General features: G+C 78.1%; 12 protein-coding genes and 1 pseudogene. 3 read left to right on the forward strand and 10 right to left on the reverse strand.

Going from position 1 to position 14,882, the window contains the following annotated elements; all coding sequences use genetic code 11:
• From AC5FZL_RS10135 to pdxH, 3 genes are all read right to left on the reverse strand, one after another.
• Positions 1-592, reverse strand: a 592-nt coding sequence (locus tag AC5FZL_RS10135; protein WP_493618464.1) for a transglutaminase family protein, incomplete at its 3' end; no start/stop codon positions are given.
• Between the two features lie 46 nt (positions 593-638).
• The gene (locus AC5FZL_RS10140; protein WP_493618465.1) at positions 639-1,937 is read right to left on the reverse strand and encodes an MFS transporter; all 1,299 of its coding nucleotides are present in this window, start codon (positions 1,935-1,937) and stop codon (positions 639-641) included.
• A gap of 321 nt (positions 1,938-2,258) precedes the next feature.
• A complete protein-coding gene (gene pdxH, locus AC5FZL_RS10145; RefSeq protein WP_493618466.1) occupies positions 2,259-2,957 on the reverse strand; it encodes a pyridoxamine 5'-phosphate oxidase in 699 nt (232 codons plus the stop codon).
• A 50-nt stretch (positions 2,958-3,007) separates the two neighbouring features.
• Here pdxH and serC point away from each other — a divergent pair, with 50 nt between their 5' ends.
• Positions 3,008-4,156, forward strand: coding sequence for a phosphoserine transaminase (serC, locus tag AC5FZL_RS10150; RefSeq protein WP_493618467.1), 1,149 nt, complete (start codon positions 3,008-3,010; stop codon positions 4,154-4,156).
• Positions 4,153-5,370, forward strand: coding sequence for an MFS transporter (locus tag AC5FZL_RS10155; protein ID WP_493618468.1), 1,218 nt, complete (start codon positions 4,153-4,155; stop codon positions 5,368-5,370). Before serC ends, AC5FZL_RS10155 begins: the two co-directional genes overlap by 4 nt.
• On the opposite strand, the gene AC5FZL_RS10160 is transcribed toward AC5FZL_RS10155, so the two are convergent.
• The 6 genes from AC5FZL_RS10160 to AC5FZL_RS10185 all read right to left on the reverse strand — a co-directional run bounded on the left by AC5FZL_RS10160 (position 5,339) and on the right by AC5FZL_RS10185 (position 13,765).
• On the reverse strand, positions 5,339-8,767 hold the full coding sequence (locus AC5FZL_RS10160) for an ATP-binding cassette domain-containing protein (RefSeq protein ID WP_493618469.1): 3,429 nt from the start codon (positions 8,765-8,767) through the stop codon (positions 5,339-5,341). The genes AC5FZL_RS10155 and AC5FZL_RS10160 overlap by 32 nt on opposite strands.
• 319 nt (positions 8,768-9,086) lie before the next feature.
• On the reverse strand, positions 9,087-9,533 hold the full coding sequence (locus AC5FZL_RS10165; protein WP_493618470.1) for a hypothetical protein: 447 nt from the start codon (positions 9,531-9,533) through the stop codon (positions 9,087-9,089).
• Positions 9,530-10,621: a serine hydrolase domain-containing protein gene (locus tag AC5FZL_RS10170; RefSeq protein ID WP_493618471.1), complete on the reverse strand. Its 1,092-nt coding sequence runs from the start codon at positions 10,619-10,621 to the stop codon at positions 9,530-9,532. Before AC5FZL_RS10170 ends, AC5FZL_RS10165 begins: the two co-directional genes overlap by 4 nt.
• 83 nt (positions 10,622-10,704) lie before the next feature.
• Entirely contained in the window at positions 10,705-11,967 is a 1,263-nt protein-coding gene (locus AC5FZL_RS10175; protein WP_493618472.1) for a class I SAM-dependent methyltransferase, read from the reverse strand.
• A gap of 11 nt (positions 11,968-11,978) precedes the next feature.
• The gene (locus AC5FZL_RS10180) at positions 11,979-13,319 is read right to left on the reverse strand and encodes an MFS transporter (RefSeq protein WP_493618473.1); all 1,341 of its coding nucleotides are present in this window, start codon (positions 13,317-13,319) and stop codon (positions 11,979-11,981) included.
• Entirely contained in the window at positions 13,316-13,765 is a 450-nt protein-coding gene (locus tag AC5FZL_RS10185; RefSeq protein WP_493618474.1) for a MarR family winged helix-turn-helix transcriptional regulator, read from the reverse strand. Before AC5FZL_RS10185 ends, AC5FZL_RS10180 begins: the two co-directional genes overlap by 4 nt.
• A 70-nt stretch (positions 13,766-13,835) precedes the next feature.
• Between AC5FZL_RS10185 and AC5FZL_RS10190 the strand changes: the two genes are divergently transcribed.
• Positions 13,836-14,087 carry a DUF2530 domain-containing protein gene (locus AC5FZL_RS10190; protein WP_493618475.1) on the forward strand — a complete coding sequence of 84 codons (252 nt, stop codon included), beginning with the start codon at positions 13,836-13,838 and terminating at the stop codon, positions 14,085-14,087.
• 75 nt (positions 14,088-14,162) lie between these two features.
• On the opposite strand, the pseudogene AC5FZL_RS10195 reads toward AC5FZL_RS10190, so the two are convergent.
• Positions 14,163-14,882 (reverse strand): annotated as a pseudogene (locus AC5FZL_RS10195) (sacsin N-terminal ATP-binding-like domain-containing protein); the annotation flags it as partial.

Genomic DNA, 14,882 nt, shown 5'->3' on the forward strand with positions numbered 1-14,882 from the left:
AGCGCAGCACGAGCGGGGCCTGCGGCAGCAGCAGCGACAGCTCCAGCGCCCACCGCGCCGCGGCCGTGCGCTCGGAGGCCTGGCCGGCCCACACCCGGATGTTGGTGAGGATCCGCAGCAGCACCGCCTGCGCCGGCCACGGCCGCAGGTCGGCCGCCGGCACCCCGCGCGCGTCGAGCGGGGCGCCCCCGGCGAAGGGGTCGAGCAGCTGCCCCTCCACGCGCACGACGAAGTGGCCGGGCAGCCCGATGCCCTCGGCCCGCACGCCGCACCGGCGGGCGACCTCCAGCCAGACCACCGAGAGCAGGATCGGCAGGCCGGCGCGCCGGGTCAGCACCTCGTGCAGGAGCGAGGACCGCAGGTCGCCGTAGTCGTGCGCGTCACCGGTGAAGCCGGCGAGCACCGACCGCAGCGCCGCCTCCGGAGGCAGGTCGCGCGGCACGGCCGCGGCCAGGGCGTCCAGCTCCGCGAGGAACGGCGCGGGGTCCAGGGCGGGGTCGACCTCGGCCCCCAGGAGCAGGCAGGCCAGGCCGAGGTCCACCTCGGGGGCGCGGACGACGTCCGCGAACCGGGCCCGGGACGCGCGGCTCACGGGCCCACCCCCGCCCGCACCTGCATCCGGCCACGGTAGGTGCGCCTCAGGGCACCGGCGAGCGGGCGTCGTAGCGCAGGAAGGCGGGCTGCCAGCGCAGGACGAGCACCACCGCGACGACGCACGCCAGACCCCCGACCAGGGCTGCACCCGCCTCGCCGAGCCACTCCGCCTGCGCACCCGCGACGAGGTCGCCGAGGCGGGGGCCGCCCGCGACGACGACGAGGAAGACGCCCTGCAGCCGCCCGCGCATGTGGTCCGGCGTTGCGGACTGCAGCACGGTGTTGCGGAAGACCGAGCTCACGGCGTCCCACGCCCCGGCCGCGGCCAGCGCCGCGCAGGCCCCCCACAGCGCCGGGGACCCCCAGGGCACGGCGGCGTCGAGCAGGCCGCCGTCCGCGGGCGCGGAGGCGCCGGCGAGCACGAGGCCGAACGCGGCGACCGAGGCCCCCCAGCCCGCCACGCACACCGCGACGGCGATCCCGTGGCGGTCGACCCCGCCCAGCGGGCCGGAGAGCAGGCTGGCCAGCACCGACCCGAGCGCGACCGAGGCCGCCAGCACCCCCGCCGTCGTCGCTCCACCGCCCAGCGCGATCGCGCCGACGGCCGGGAACAGGGCCCGCGGCTGGGCCAGCACCATGGCGCAGAGGTCGAGCACGAAGGTCATCCGCACGTTCGGCCAGCGCGCCACCAGCCGCAGCCCCTCCAGCACCGAGGCCAGGCCGGCGCGGGCGTGCTGGACGCCGACCGGCGGCAGGGCCGGCAGCCGCAGCACCGCCCACAGCGCGACGGCGAGGGTGGCGACGTCGATCGTGTACGCGGCCTGGTAGCCCAGGCGGCCGACGAGGACGCCGGCCAGCAGCGGTCCGAGGGTCATCCCGACCGTCATCGCGAGCGAGCCGAGGGCGTTCGCGGCGGGGAGCAGCGCCGAGGGCACGAGCATCGGCACGATCGCCGTGCGCGCCGGGCTGTTCACCGCGAAGGCCGCCGACTGCACCGCGACGAGGGCCAGGAGCACGGCGGCCGAGCCGAGGTGGGTCCAGGCCTGGGCCGCCATCGCCGCGCTGACGACGAGCAGCGCCAGCGAGGAGCGCACCGCGACGACGCGCCGGTCGTGGACGTCCACCAGCGCCCCGCCGTACAGGCCGAGCAGCACCAGGGGCACGAAGGAGACCAGGCCCACGAGGCCGACGGCGAAGCTGGAGCGGGTCAGGTCGTAGACCTGCAGGGCCACCGTGGTCGCGCCGAGCTGGCTGCCCACCTGGGCCAGGGCCGTGCCGGCCCACAGGCGCCGGTAGTCCGCGGAGACCCGCAGCGGTGCGAGGTCGAGGAGCAGGCGCGGCACGAGGAGAGATCGTGCCCCAGGCGCCGACGGCGCTGGCGGACGGGGCGTGGGAGAACCCGCGGGCTCCCCTCAGGTGCGAGGGGGCGTCGCGCTGGACGAGGGCGCGACTCCCGCGGGCTCCGGTGACTGCCAGGTCGTGCTGGCCGTCCGGGTGGTGCTCGCTGCCGGATCGGCTAGCGGGCAGTCACCTCACGCGTCCGAAGATCGATCACTTCTCGGACCACCTCCTCTCCCGTGTGCTCAGAACGCTACGTCGCGCTCGGCGAGCGGTCCAGCGGTTTTCGCCCACGGCTGACGGCGTGTCGTCCGGCGTGTCGCGGGTCAGGGCTGGCGGCGGACGACGCGCCACGCGGCCGGGTCGTCGAGCGCACCGGGGACGCCGTCCGCCGCCGGCAGGTAGACCAGCCGGTCGTGCAGCCGCGAGGCGCGCCCGACCCAGAACTCGACCTCCACCGGCCGCACGAGGTACCCGCCCCAGTGGTCGGGCAGCGGCACCGGCCCGCGCGAGCCGTCGGGGGGCCACTGCGCCGCCCGCGCGGCCCAGGCGACCTCGAGCTGCTCGCGCGAGGCCGCCACGGAGGACTGCTCCGAGGCCCAGGCGCCGATCTGCGAGCTCCACGGCCGGCTCGCGAAGTACGCGGCGCTCTCCGCCCGCGGCAGGTGCTCGACCGCGCCGCGCACCCGCACCTGGCGCTGGACGCCGTGCCAGGGCGCCACCAGCGCCGCGGCCGGGACGGCGGCCAGCTGGGCGCCCTTGGCGGAGCGGTGGTTGGAGTAGAAGGAGAAGCCGCGCGCGTCCACGCCCTTGAGCAGCACGGTGCGGGCGTCGGGCAGGCCGGCGGCGTCGACCGTGGCGAGCACGACCGCATTCGGCTCGGGCACCTGCGGGGCGCGCTCGGCCTGCGCGAACCACGCCTGGAACTGCTCCAGCGGGGTGGGCGCCAGGTCGGTCTCGACCAGGCCGGCGTCCGGGCCGCCGCTGTAGTCCACGCGCCGGGAGGCGAGGTCGAGGTCGTCCACAGCCGCCACTCTGCCCCGGCCCGGCCCCGGGTGCGCGAGGATGCGGTCCCGTGAGCACCCCTGTTGACCTCCGAGGGATCACCATCCCCGCCTCGCTGCTGCCCCGCGACGGCCGCTTCGGGTCCGGGCCGAGCAAGGTGCGCCCCGAGCAGGTGGCCGCCCTGGCCGCTGCGGGCGCGGGCCTGCTCGGCACCTCCCACCGCCAGGCGCCGGTCAAGGGCCTGGTGCGCCGGGTGCGCGAGGGCCTGGCGCAGCTCTTCGCCCTGCCCGAGGGCTACGAGGTGGTGCTGGGCAACGGCGGCAGCACGGCCTTCTGGGACGTCGCCGCGCTCGGCCTGGTGCGCCGGCGCTCCCAGCACCTGGCGTTCGGGGAGTTCGGCGACCGGTTCGCCGCGGTCACCGCCGGCGCCCCGTTCCTCGACGAGCCCGACGTGCGCCGCTCCGCGCCCGGCACCCGCCCCTCCCCCGCCGCCGTGGCCGGCGTCGACGTCTACGCCTGGCCGCACAACGAGACCTCCACCGGCGTGGTCGCGCCGGTGCAGCGGGTGCCCGGCGCGGACGACGACGCCCTCGTCGTCGTCGACGCCACCTCCGCCGCGGGCGGGCTCGCCGTCGACGTCGCGCAGACCGACGCCTACTACTTCGCGCCGCAGAAGTCCTTCGCCTCCGACGGCGGGCTGTGGCTGGCGCTGCTCAGCCCGGCGGCGCTGGAGCGGGCCCGCTCGCTGGCCGGCACCCGCTGGGTGCCCTCGAGCCTGGACCTGCTCACGGCGGTGGAGAACAGCCGCAAGGACCAGACGCTCAACACGCCCGCCGTGGCGACCCTGGTGCTCCTCGCCGAGCAGGTCGACTGGCTGCTCGAGCACGGCGGGCTGCCCTGGGCCGCGGCGCGCACCGCCGACTCCGCCTCGCGCCTGTACGGCTGGGCCGAGCGCACCGACTACGCCCGCCCCTTCGTCGCCGACCCGGCCGCGCGCTCCGCCGTCGTCGGGACGGTCGACCTCGACGGCCCCGAGCAGGGCGGGGTGGACGCCGCCGCGGTCTCGGCCGTGCTGCGCGCCCACGGCGTCGTCGACACCGAGCCGTACCGGGGCCTGGCCCGCAACCAGCTGCGGATCGGCATGTTCCCCGCCGTCGAGCCGGACGACGTCGAGGCCCTCACCGCGTGCGTCGACCACGTCGCCGAGCAGCTGCGGTGAGCCGGCCGACCGACCTGCCGGGCACCGCCGTCGCGGACGCCGTCCCGCGCCTGCACCGCGACCCGCTCACGCTGGCCCTCTACGGGTCCTTCGCCGCCTGGGGCTGGTTCGTCTTCGGCTTCGGGCCCACCGTGGCCCTGCTGCGCGACGAGCAGGGCACCGGCCGCGGCGTCGCCGGCCTGCACGGCACGGCGATGGCGCTCGGCTCGGTGCTGTCGGGCGTGCTGGCCGTGAGCCTCGCGCGGCGCTTCGGCCGGCGCGGGGTGGTCACCGCCGGGCTCCTCGTGCTCGTCGCCGGCGTCGGCCTCGTGGTCAGCGGCGGCGGGCTGCCGCTGACCCTGTCCGGGGCGCTGCTCAGCGGCCTCGGCGGCCTCATGGCGATCAACGCCGCGGGCCCGGCGCTGGCCGACCACCACGGAGAGCGCGCCACGGCGGCGCTCACCGAGGGCAACGCCGTGTGCACCGCGCTCGGGGTGCTCTCCCCCGTCGCCCTCGGCGCCCTGGCGGCGACGGCGCTGGGCTGGCGCGCGGCCACGCTGGTCACCCTGCCCCTCGTGGCGCTGGCGCTGGTCACCCTGCACCGCCTGCCGGCGGAGCCGGCGCTGGGCCGGCCCGCGCCGCCGCACCCGGGCCCGCGGCGGCCGCTGGGCCGGTCCTTCTGGCTCCTGTGGGGCGTGATCGTCTGCGGCGTGGCGACCGAGTACGCCACCACCTTCTGGGCCGGCGACCTGCTCAGCTCGCGCCTGGGCGTGGGCGCGGGGACCGCCGCGGCCGCGGTCGGCGCCTTCGTGCTGGGGATGACGGTCGGGCGCGCCTTCGCCGCGCGCCTGGCGCTGGTGGTGCCGGCGGGCACGCTGCTGGCCGGGGCCCTCGCGGTGGCGGCCGTGGGCTGGGCGGTGCTGTGGACGGCGACCGCGGCGGCCGTGTTCGTGGCCGGGCTCGTGGTCTGCGGGCTCGGCGTCTCGCTGCTCTTCCCGCTGACGCTGGCGATGCTCATGGACTCCTCGTCCGGCCGCACCGACTCCGCGGCGGCGCTCGGGTCCGTGGGCTCCTCGGTGGCCAGCGGGGTGGCGCCCTTCGCGCTCGGGGCGCTCGGCGACCTCGTCGGCCCGCACCGCGGCTTCCTGATGATCCCGGCGCTGCTCGCCGTGGCGCTGGCCCTGCTGGCCGGGTCCGGCTCGCTCAGCCGGCGAGGTGCCCCCACGCGTCGCTGAGGTCCTCCCAGCGCCCGGTCGCGGCGACCCGGCCCTCCTCGAGCACGACGACGCAGTCCGCCCGCGCCAGCGCCGACCGCTTCGAGGACGACCCGACCACCGTCACCCCGCGGCGGCGCAGGGCCTCCCACAGCTCGACCTCGGTGCGCGCGTCGAGGGCGGAGGAGACGTCGTCGGCGACGAGCAGCTCGGCGTCCGTGGCCAGCGCCCGGGCCAGGGCCAGGCGCTGCACCTGGCCGCCGGACAGCCGCACGCCGCGGTGGCCGACCATCGCCGCGTGGCCGCCGGCGTCGGCGACGTCGGCGCCCAGGCGGGCGTCCTCGACGCTGGGCCCGATCCGCCGGTCGTGGTCGAGGGCGATGTTGTCGGCGAAGGAGCCCGAGAGCACCCGCGGCACCTGGCTGACGTAGGCCACCTGCCCGGGGCGCAGGAACTGCTGCGCGTCCTCCACCTCCCGGTCGTTCCAGCGGATGGCGCCCTCGTGGTCGACCAGCCCCGCCAGGGACGAGAGCAGGCTGGACTTGCCCGCCCCCACCCGGCCGGTGAGGAGCACGAGGGAGCCCGCCTCGACGGTCAGGTCGACGTCGGCCACCCCGACGGTCCCGTCGTCGTGCACGGCGGAGACGCCCTCCAGGCTCAGGCGGCGCAGCGGCACGCGCCCGGACGCCGAGGGCGCCGGCGCCCGCCCGGTGACGAGGTCCACGCCCGGGGGCACCGCGACGAGGTCGGTGCCGCCCGCCAGGTCGGCCACGGCCTGCAGCCAGCGGCGCGCGACGGGCGCCTCGGTGACGGCGGCGCCGGCCACGGTGCCGAACCAGCCGGTGCCGCTGACGGCGGTGGAGACGAGGATCGCCGTCTTCAGGTCCCACACGCCGGTCAGGTGCGCCGCCCAGGCCGCGACGATGCCGGACTGCACGAGCAGGCCCGGCACGCCGTCGAGCACCGAGCGCACCCGGTGCTCGCGCACCGACGCGGTCACCCGGCGGCCGTCGACCCGCTCCAGGTGCGCGCGCACCGCGGGCCCCGCGGCCGCGAGCTTGATGGTGCGGGCGGCGTCGAGCACCGAGACGAGCGAGCGGCCGAAGCGGGCCCGCTCGTCACCGGCCTCGCGCGCGGAGGCCCCGGCCAGGGGCGCCCCGGCCCCCGAGACGAGCGCCGAGAGCGCGAGGACGCCGGCGATGACGGCGCCGGCCAGCCAGCTCTGCGCCACCAGCGCGGTGACCCCGACGATGACCACGCCGTTGACGACGTCGACCCAGCGGTCGGCGTACATGACGATGCGGTCGGAGTCGAGGGCGCGCGCGGCGACCTCCCCGGGGGGCGTGCGCGGCAGGCGGCGCTGCATGGTCTGCCCGCGCAGCACCGCCAGGCGCAGGCGCAGGGTCACCTCCGACCACCACAGCGGGTAGGTGCGGAAGGCGACCGCCACGACGACGGGCGCCAGCAGGAGCCCGAGCGCGAGCAGCGCGGCGTCGAGCCAGGGCGAGGCGCCGGCCTCCAGGCCGGCGACCACGCGGCCCCAGAGCCAGCCGGTGACCGTGCCGTAGGCGCCCAGCAGCGAGGACAGCAGGAAGCCCGCGGCGCCGACGACGCCCCACCGCGGACGGGCCGCCACGAGGCGCGCCACCGTGCGGGCCAGGCCCGGCCGGCGCACCGCGGGCACCACCTTGGGCGCGCGCCGCTCGCTGCGGCCGATCAGGCCGGTGGACGCCCGCGCCGGGGCGCTCTCGCCCGCGGCCAGGAGCAGGTCGCGGAAGGGACCCGGCTCGGCCGCGAGCTCCGGGCGCGGCCCGTGCTGGACGACCTTGCCGCGGTCGAGCACCGCCACGGCGTCGCACCGCTCCGTCGTCGACAGCCGGTGGGCCACGACGACGCCGGTGCGCCCGGAGAGCAGGGCGTCGGCCGCGCGGGTCACCCGCTGCTCGGTCTGGGGGTCCATCCGGGCGGTGGCCTCGTCGAGGACGACGACGGAGACGTCGCGCACGAGCAGCCGGGCGAAGGCCACCAGCTGCTCCTCGCCCGCCGACAGGGTCGTGCCGCCGGTGCCGAGGCGGGTGTCGAGGCCCTCGGGCAGGGCCGCGGCCCACTCGGTGAGCCCGAGCGCCGCCACCGCGCCCTCGACCGCCTCGCGCGGCACGTCGCCGAAGAGGGTGATGTTCTCGGCGAGCGTGGCCGCGAGGATCTCGGTGCGCTGGGTGACCACGCCGACCGCGCGGCGCAGGTCCTCCACGTCGGTCGCGGTGATGTCCTGGCCGCCGACGAAGACCGTGCCGGGCGGCGGCTCCACCGCGCGGGAGAGCAGCTTCGCCAGCGTGGACTTCCCCGCGCCGGTGCGCCCCACCAGCGCGCACGTCGTGCCCGCCGGCACGTCGAGGTCCACCGAGCTCAGCGCGAAGCCGCCCTCGTAGCCGAAGGTGAGGTCGCGGACCTCGATCGAGACCTCGCCGCGCGGCACGGGGGCGCCGCCCGAGGGCTCGCGCTCGGCGTCCAGCAGCGAGCGGATGCGGGCGACCGCGCCCAGGCCCGCCTGCAGCTCGGGCAGGTGGTGGCTGACCTGCGTGAGCTGGCCGACGAAGGTCGTCACGAGCAGCCACAGCGTCACCAGCTCGGCCACCGACAGGCGGCTGCCGCCGACCAGCGCCACCCCGCCGACGGCGAGCGCCGCGAGCATGGCGTGCACGACGAGCCCGGTGCGCAGCCCGACCGCCGCCGAGGCGCGGCAGGTGGCGGCGACCCGGCTGAGCACCTCGTGGGCGCGGTCGGCGTAGCGGCGCACGACGTGCGGCTGGCCCAGGGAGGCGCGGACGTCGTCGCGCCCGGCGACGGCCTCCTCGAGCTGGGCGTTGTGGTCGGACCACGCGGCCTCCTCGGCGAGCTTGCGCTCGGCGACGACCGGGGTCAGGCGCCGCACCACCGCGACGGCCAGCAGCGCCACGAGGGGGAAGGCGATCCAGGCGGGCCACCAGGTCAGGCCGGCGACCACCCAGGCCAGCACCGAGCGCAGCAGCGAGCGGCCCATCTCCCAGCCGGTGCGGCGCAGCAGGACGCCGAGGGCGCGCGGGTCGTCGTCGACCCGGTCCATGATCTCGCCGACGGCCTGCTCCTCCAGCACCGGCAGCGGCTGGGACAGCGCCGCGCCGAGCAGGTCCGCGCGCAGCCGGCCCTCGGCGTGGCCCACGACGCCGGAGAAGGCCGTGCGGCCGGCGGTGTCGAGGAGCGTGGAGCCCAGCAGGAGCGCGGCCAGCACGGCGACCAGCGCCGACGTGGGCTCGTCGGCGATCCGGCCGGCGACCACCGAGGCCAGCGTCTCCCCCAGCGCCCCCACGGCCGCGGCCGCCGCCGCCGCGGTCGACGTGGCGCCCGCGAGGCGTCGCCAGGTCAGCGGCTGGGCGCGCACGGCAGCTCCTCCTCCGTGCCGCTGGTCGAGCGGGCCGGTGGTGTGGGGGGATCGAGGGGCCGGGGGTGCCCGGCGAGGCTCACGCTAGCCGCTCGCGCCGACAGGCCGCCCCTGGTTATCCGGCCGCCCGCACGCCCTCGTCAGCTGCCGCCGGCGTCCGTGGTGCCCAAGCGCACGGCCCCGTGCGGGCAGCACCCTCGTCGTCCTCGTCACGTCCCTCAGACCCCGCCGCGAGCGAGGAGCCGTCGGCCGCCCAGAGGCCGTGGGCGGCCACCCGGCACGGCGACCGCCTCGCCGGCAGCCGGCTCCGCCGCCGCGGTCATGGCGCGAAGGGCGCACCAGCCGCGATCGCGACGGCGACGAGGCCCGCGGCGACCCAGTCGACGGTGGCGCAGAACGGCGGCCACCACCGGGTGCCGGCCACGAACCGGGTGCGGTGCTGCCACAGGTCCTTGACGCCGTGAGCGGTCAGCCCGACCACGACCAGCCAGGGCGATCCGCTCACCGCGGCAGCGGCGACGACCACGAAGGCCGCGGCGACGCCGACCTCGACGACCAGCACGTGCCGGCGCCCGTCGGCGACGGCGAAGCCGACGTAGACCGCGGCGATCAGGGTCAGCCCGAGGGCGTGGACGGTCCGGGGCTCCAGCCAGGAGAGGGGCAGCGGGGAGGTGGCCTGGAGGCCGCCGAAGACGACGCCCCAGGCCACCGGCCCGCGCAGGCCGTGGCCACCACGCGGTGCCGGGACGGGCGCGGGACCGGTCACGGCGGAGGTCCTGCTGGCTCGGCGTCCGCGCTGAGCGCGGTGAGCAGCTCCAGGCCGACCCGGTCGACGCTGCGCACGTCGTTGGCCAGGGCGACCACGCCCACACCGGCGGTCGGCACGAACCCGGCGAACGAGCGGAAGCCGCCGGTGCCGCCGTTGTGCCAGAGCAGGACGTGGCCGCCCCTCAGCGGCACCCGCAGCCAGCCGAGCCCGATGCCGAGGCGCCCGCCGGGGCGGCGCTCCGGGTGGGTGAGGGCGATCGCCGGTCCGAGCGGGGTGTCGTCCGGGCGCAGCTGGGCGTGCAGGAAGGTGAGCACGTCGGTGGCCGTGGAGCGCAGCGCACCGGCGCCGGGCAGGCCGGCCACCGCCCAGTGGCCGGTGGGCCGGTGGCGCCGCCGGTGGCCGACGGCCTCGCGCTCGGCCTGCTCCGGGTCGGGGAGGAGCACGGTGTCCGCCATCCCGAGCGGCTCGCAGATCCGCGAGCGCACCAGCTCGCCGAAGTCGCGGCTGGCAGCCGCGGCGACCAGCGCGTGGCCCAGCACGCCTGCACCGACGTTGGAGTAGGCGATGCGGCCGGTGCCGGGAGTGCGGCGCAGCCTCACCCGGCCCAGCGCGGTCAGCAGCGCGGCGCGGTCGATCGCCTCCCACGGGTCGCCGTTGCGGGCCCTCCACTGGGCCCAGGCGGCGGCCGGGAGCGACATCGGGTTGTTGGGCAGCCCCGAGGTGTGGGTCGCCAGGTGCTCGACGGTGATCGCCGCGCCGCCGCGGGCCGGGACGTCCACCTCCGGCAGCAGGTCGGCGAGCGGCGCGTCCAGCGACAGCTCCCCGCGCGTCACGGCCTCGGCGAGCAGCAGCGCGGTGAACACCTTGGTGACCGAGCCGATCTCGAACAGGCTGTCCGCGCGGGGCGCCGGGCCGTCGGGCGCGCGCAGGCGCCCGAGCGGCACGACGGACCGCGCGCCCGCGGACGTCACCGCGCCCACCACCAGCCCCACGTGCCGCTCGCCGTGCCGGGCAGCGGCGCGCTCGACGGCCTCGTCGAGGGCGCCGGGGCCCGGCCCGCGCTCTCCTCCGTCCGGTGCGTCCATGATCACAGCATGCCGGTGACCGCGGCGGAGCCGTGACGCGACTCGCGGGGAGCGGGCCGGTGCGGCTCCGCGCGTCCCCGCCCTCAGGACGAGGAGCGGGCGGGGGCGGCTCCGAGGCCGGCGAGGGCGGCGTCCAGCTCGGGCGCGAGTCGCTGCGCGAGGGCCGGGACGACGCCCCAGGCCTGGGTGAGCTCGCGCAGCTCGGCGGCCTGCTCCGGCGTGGGCGCCGCGCCGGTGCGCACGGCGCGCAGCAGGGCGTTGCGCGGGGTGTGGCGGGAGTCGACGAACTCCACGACGTCCACCCGGTAGCCGAGCAGGCGCAGCACCGCCGCGCGCAGGGCGTCGGTGAGCACGTCCGCGAAGCGCTCCCGCAGGATCGGCGAGCGCACCAGCGCGCCGTAGGGCGCCGGGGCCTGCGCGCCCGAGCCGAGCTGGCGCTGGACGTCGTGGTGGCAGCACGGCGCGGCGAGCACCACGGGTGCGCCCCAGCGCACGGCCCGGGCCAGGGCGTCGTCGGTGGCGGTGTCGCAGGCGTGCAGGGCCAGGACGACGTCCGGCGCGCCGCCGAGGTCGGCCGTGGGGTCGGCGTCGGCGATGGTGCCGGGGGTGAAGGTGAGCCCGTCCAGGCCGGCGCTCTCGGCGCGCTCGGTGCTGCGGGCCACGAGGTCCTCGCGCAGCTCGACCCCCACCGTGCGGGCGCCGCGCGGCTGCTCGGCCAGCCAGCGGTGGGCGGCGAAGGTGAGGTAGGCGTTCCCGCAGCCGAGGTCGACCACGCGCAGCGGCTCGGCGACGGCGCCCTCGACGGGCCCCGCGCCGAGGACCGGCTTCGCCGTCGGCGCGAGCTGGCGCAGGAAGGCGTCGACCTGGCGGCGCTTGTCGCCGTCGGCGCCCAGGACGGCGAACAGCGGGTCGCCCGGGTCGAGCAGGCGCTCCTTGGCGCGGTCGTGCGACGCGGCGCCGGGACGGCTCTCGGCCGGCTCGACGGCGCGCCGGGAGGTGGCGCTGCGGTGCACCTGCGCCTGGCCGCGCTTGGTCACCCGCACCTGCAGCGTCTCCGCGGCGGTCTCGACGTGCCAGTTGCCGAACGGCAGCGCGAGCAGCGCGTCGACGGCCGCCGGGGCGGCGTCCGGCGCGTGGTTGTGCGTGCGGACCGTGGGCCCGCTGCGGTGCACCGCCTGCAGGTGGCGCCCGGCCTTGAGGTCGACCGGGCGCAGCTCGACCCGCTCGGGCTCCGGCGGCTCCACGCCGCGGCGGCGGCCGGAGGCGACGGCCCGCACGAGCTGGTCGGGCTCGAGCAGCAGCGCGCGCACGGCGTCCAGGGCCGGCGCGAGCTCGGTGGTGGGCACGGGAGGTCTCCTCAGGCGGCGGTGGTGGCGGGGGCGTCGGTCCGGTCGGTGCGCAGCTCGCCCACCTGCACGAGCAGGTGCGGGTGGTCGTGCCGGCGGTAGCCGACGGTGACCTTCCGGCGGCGCAGGACGACGGTGACGACGACCGCCACCGCGAGCAGCGCGGCCACCCCGCCGACGGCGATCGAGGCGCGGGGGCCGAGCACCTCCCCGAGCCAGCCGACGACCGGGGCGCCGATCGGCGTGGTGCCGGCGAAGACGGCCATGTAGATGGCCATGACGCGCCCGCGCAGCGCCGGCTCGGTGGTCATCTGCACCGTGGCGTTGGCCGCGGTCATGAGGGTCAGGGCCGAGGCGCCGACGGGGATCAGCGAGAGCGCGAACAGCTCGTAGGTCGGCATCGCCGAGGCCACGAGGGCGAAGACGCCGAACGCGGCCGCGGCGCCGACGACGAGGCGCAGCCGCGGGCGCTCGCGCCGGGCGGCGGCCAGCGCACCGGCCAGCGACCCGATGGCCATGACCGACCCCAGCAGCCCGTACTCGGTGGCCCCGCGGCCGAACTCCACGCGGGCCATGAGGGCGGTGGTCATCTGGAAGTTCATCCCGAACGCCCCGACCAGCCCCACCACGAGGAGGATCATCAGGACGTCGGGCCGCGAGCGCACGTAGGCCAGGCCCTCGCGGGTGCGGCCCCGGCCGGCGCGGGCGCGCGGCAGCGGGTGCAGCTCGTCGGCGCGCAGGGCCAGCAGGGCCACCACGGTCGCGGCGAACGTGGCGGCGTTGATGAGGAACACCGGGCCGGTGCCCACCGCGGCGATGAGCAGGCCCGCCACGCCGGGCCCGACGAGGCGCGCGGCGTTGAAGGAGGCGCTGTTGAGGCCGACGGCGTTCGCCAGCTGCGCCGGCGGCACCATCGCGGCGACGAAGGTCTGGCGCACCGGCGCGTCGACCGCCGAGGTGACGCCGAGCAGCCCGGCCAGCACGTAGACCTGCCACAGCTCGGCGTGCCCGCCGATGACGAGGAGCCCGAGCAGCAGCGCCCACAGGCCCGACAGCGACTGGGTGGCCACCATGAGCGCGCGCTGGGGCAGCCGGTCGGCGAGGGTGCCGGCCAGCGGGCCGAGCACGAGGGCGGGGCCGAACTGCAGGGCGGTGGTGATGCCGACGGCGACCGCGGAGTTCGCCGTGAGCACCGTGAGCACGAGCCAGTCCTGGGCCACGCGCTGCATCCAGGTGCCGACGTTGGACACGATCGCGCCCGCGGCCCAGACCCGGTAGTTGCGCACCTGCAGGGAGCGGAAGGTCGGGGCGAGCGCGGCGCCGACGCCGCGACGGGCGCTCAGCGGGTTCACCGCACCGCCAGCTGCTGGAGGAGGACGGCGGCGCGGGCGAGGACCTCGCGGTCGGCCGGGTCGAGGTCGGCCAGGCGCCCGGCCAGCCACGCGTCGCGGCGGCGCCGGGTCTCCCTGACGTGGCGGGCGCCGTCGTCGGTGAGGGCGACGAGCACCTGCCGGCCGTCGTCGGGGTGGGCGCTGCGCACGACGAGCCCGGCCTCGGCCAGGGCGTTGACGGTGCGGGTCATCGACGGCGGCTGGACGTGCTCGGAGTCGGCGAGCGCCCGCGGGGTGCTCGGCCCCCCGCGGTCCAGGGCCGCGAGCACCGCGTACTGGCCGTCGGTGATCTCCTCGCTGCTGCGCATCTGGCGCAGCCGGCGGGCGGCGCGCATCACGGAGACGCGCAGCTCGGCCGCCAGCGGCGCCGGGCGGCAGCGCGAGGGCGCGATCGCAGGAGTGGACACATCGATAGCATAGGTCATTACTCCTGCTAACGATCCCCGAGACGGCCCTGTTCCCCCGTAGGCTCCGCCCGTGCCGCTGTACCTGCGCCCGGAGGACCGGCGCCCCCTGCCGGAACCCGTGGTCACCGACGACCGACGCGCCGTGATGATCGGCACCGCGGTGTGGGCCGCGCTGGGCGTGGTGGGCCTGCTCCTGCGCGACCGGCTCGTCGCTGCCGGCGACGGCTGGTGGCTGTGGGCGGCGCTGTGCGGGTTCCTGCTGGGCCTCGTCGGGCTGTGGCACCTGCACCGCCGCGCCCGCCTAGGCGCCCGGCGGGACTGAGGTCACCAGGCCCAGCGCGGCCCGCTTACCTGTCAGAACGAGGACGCACCGGAGCGCGCCGTCGTTCTGACGCCGTCAGCCCGCGGCCTCCTCGACCAGCGCGGCGGAGGCCCGGTCCGGCGCCGCCAGCAGCGCCTGCACCAGCAGCCGCGCGCTCCAGGCGCCCGCCGCCTGCGCCAGCGCGCGGGCCAGGCCGGACGTCGTCGCGGCGTGCACCCGCGCGCCCGACCCGGCGCCCTGCACCCACCAGTCCACGCGGACGCCGTCCACGGCGAGGCGGTCGTGGCTGCGCCACGTGCCCGGCGCGCCGGGCAGGGCGGCGAGCACCGCCCGGTCCACCGCCACCTCCGCGCCCGCGCCGGCGACCCGCCCCGGCGCCCGCTCGGAGGCGAGGTCGAGGTCGAGGACGTCGGCCAGCGCCCCGGCGAGGTCCGCGCCCGGCACCAGCCGGGCGCCCAGGTCGCCCCGGCCCAGCCACATCGGTGCGTCGAGCACCACGGCGTCCTCGGCGTCGGCGAGCACCACGGCCCCGGCGGCGTCGAGCGCGAGGACGGCGGCGGGCGGCCGGACGTCGGGGGCCGCCCGGGCCAGCGCGCGCCACAGCCCGAGCAGGTCTGCCGCCGCGGGCAGCGGGCCGACGCCCTCCGCGAGGTCGTCGAGCAGGCCCTGCCAGCCGTCGGCGTCGAGGTCGTCCCAGGCGGCCACCAGCCCGAGGGCGCGGGCGAGCTCGGGGTCGGCGGCCAGCGCCGCGGCCACCGGCTCGGGGAACTCCGCGTCGAAGCAGACCGCGACGCC

The organism is Quadrisphaera sp. DVD1 (assembly GCF_058932755.1).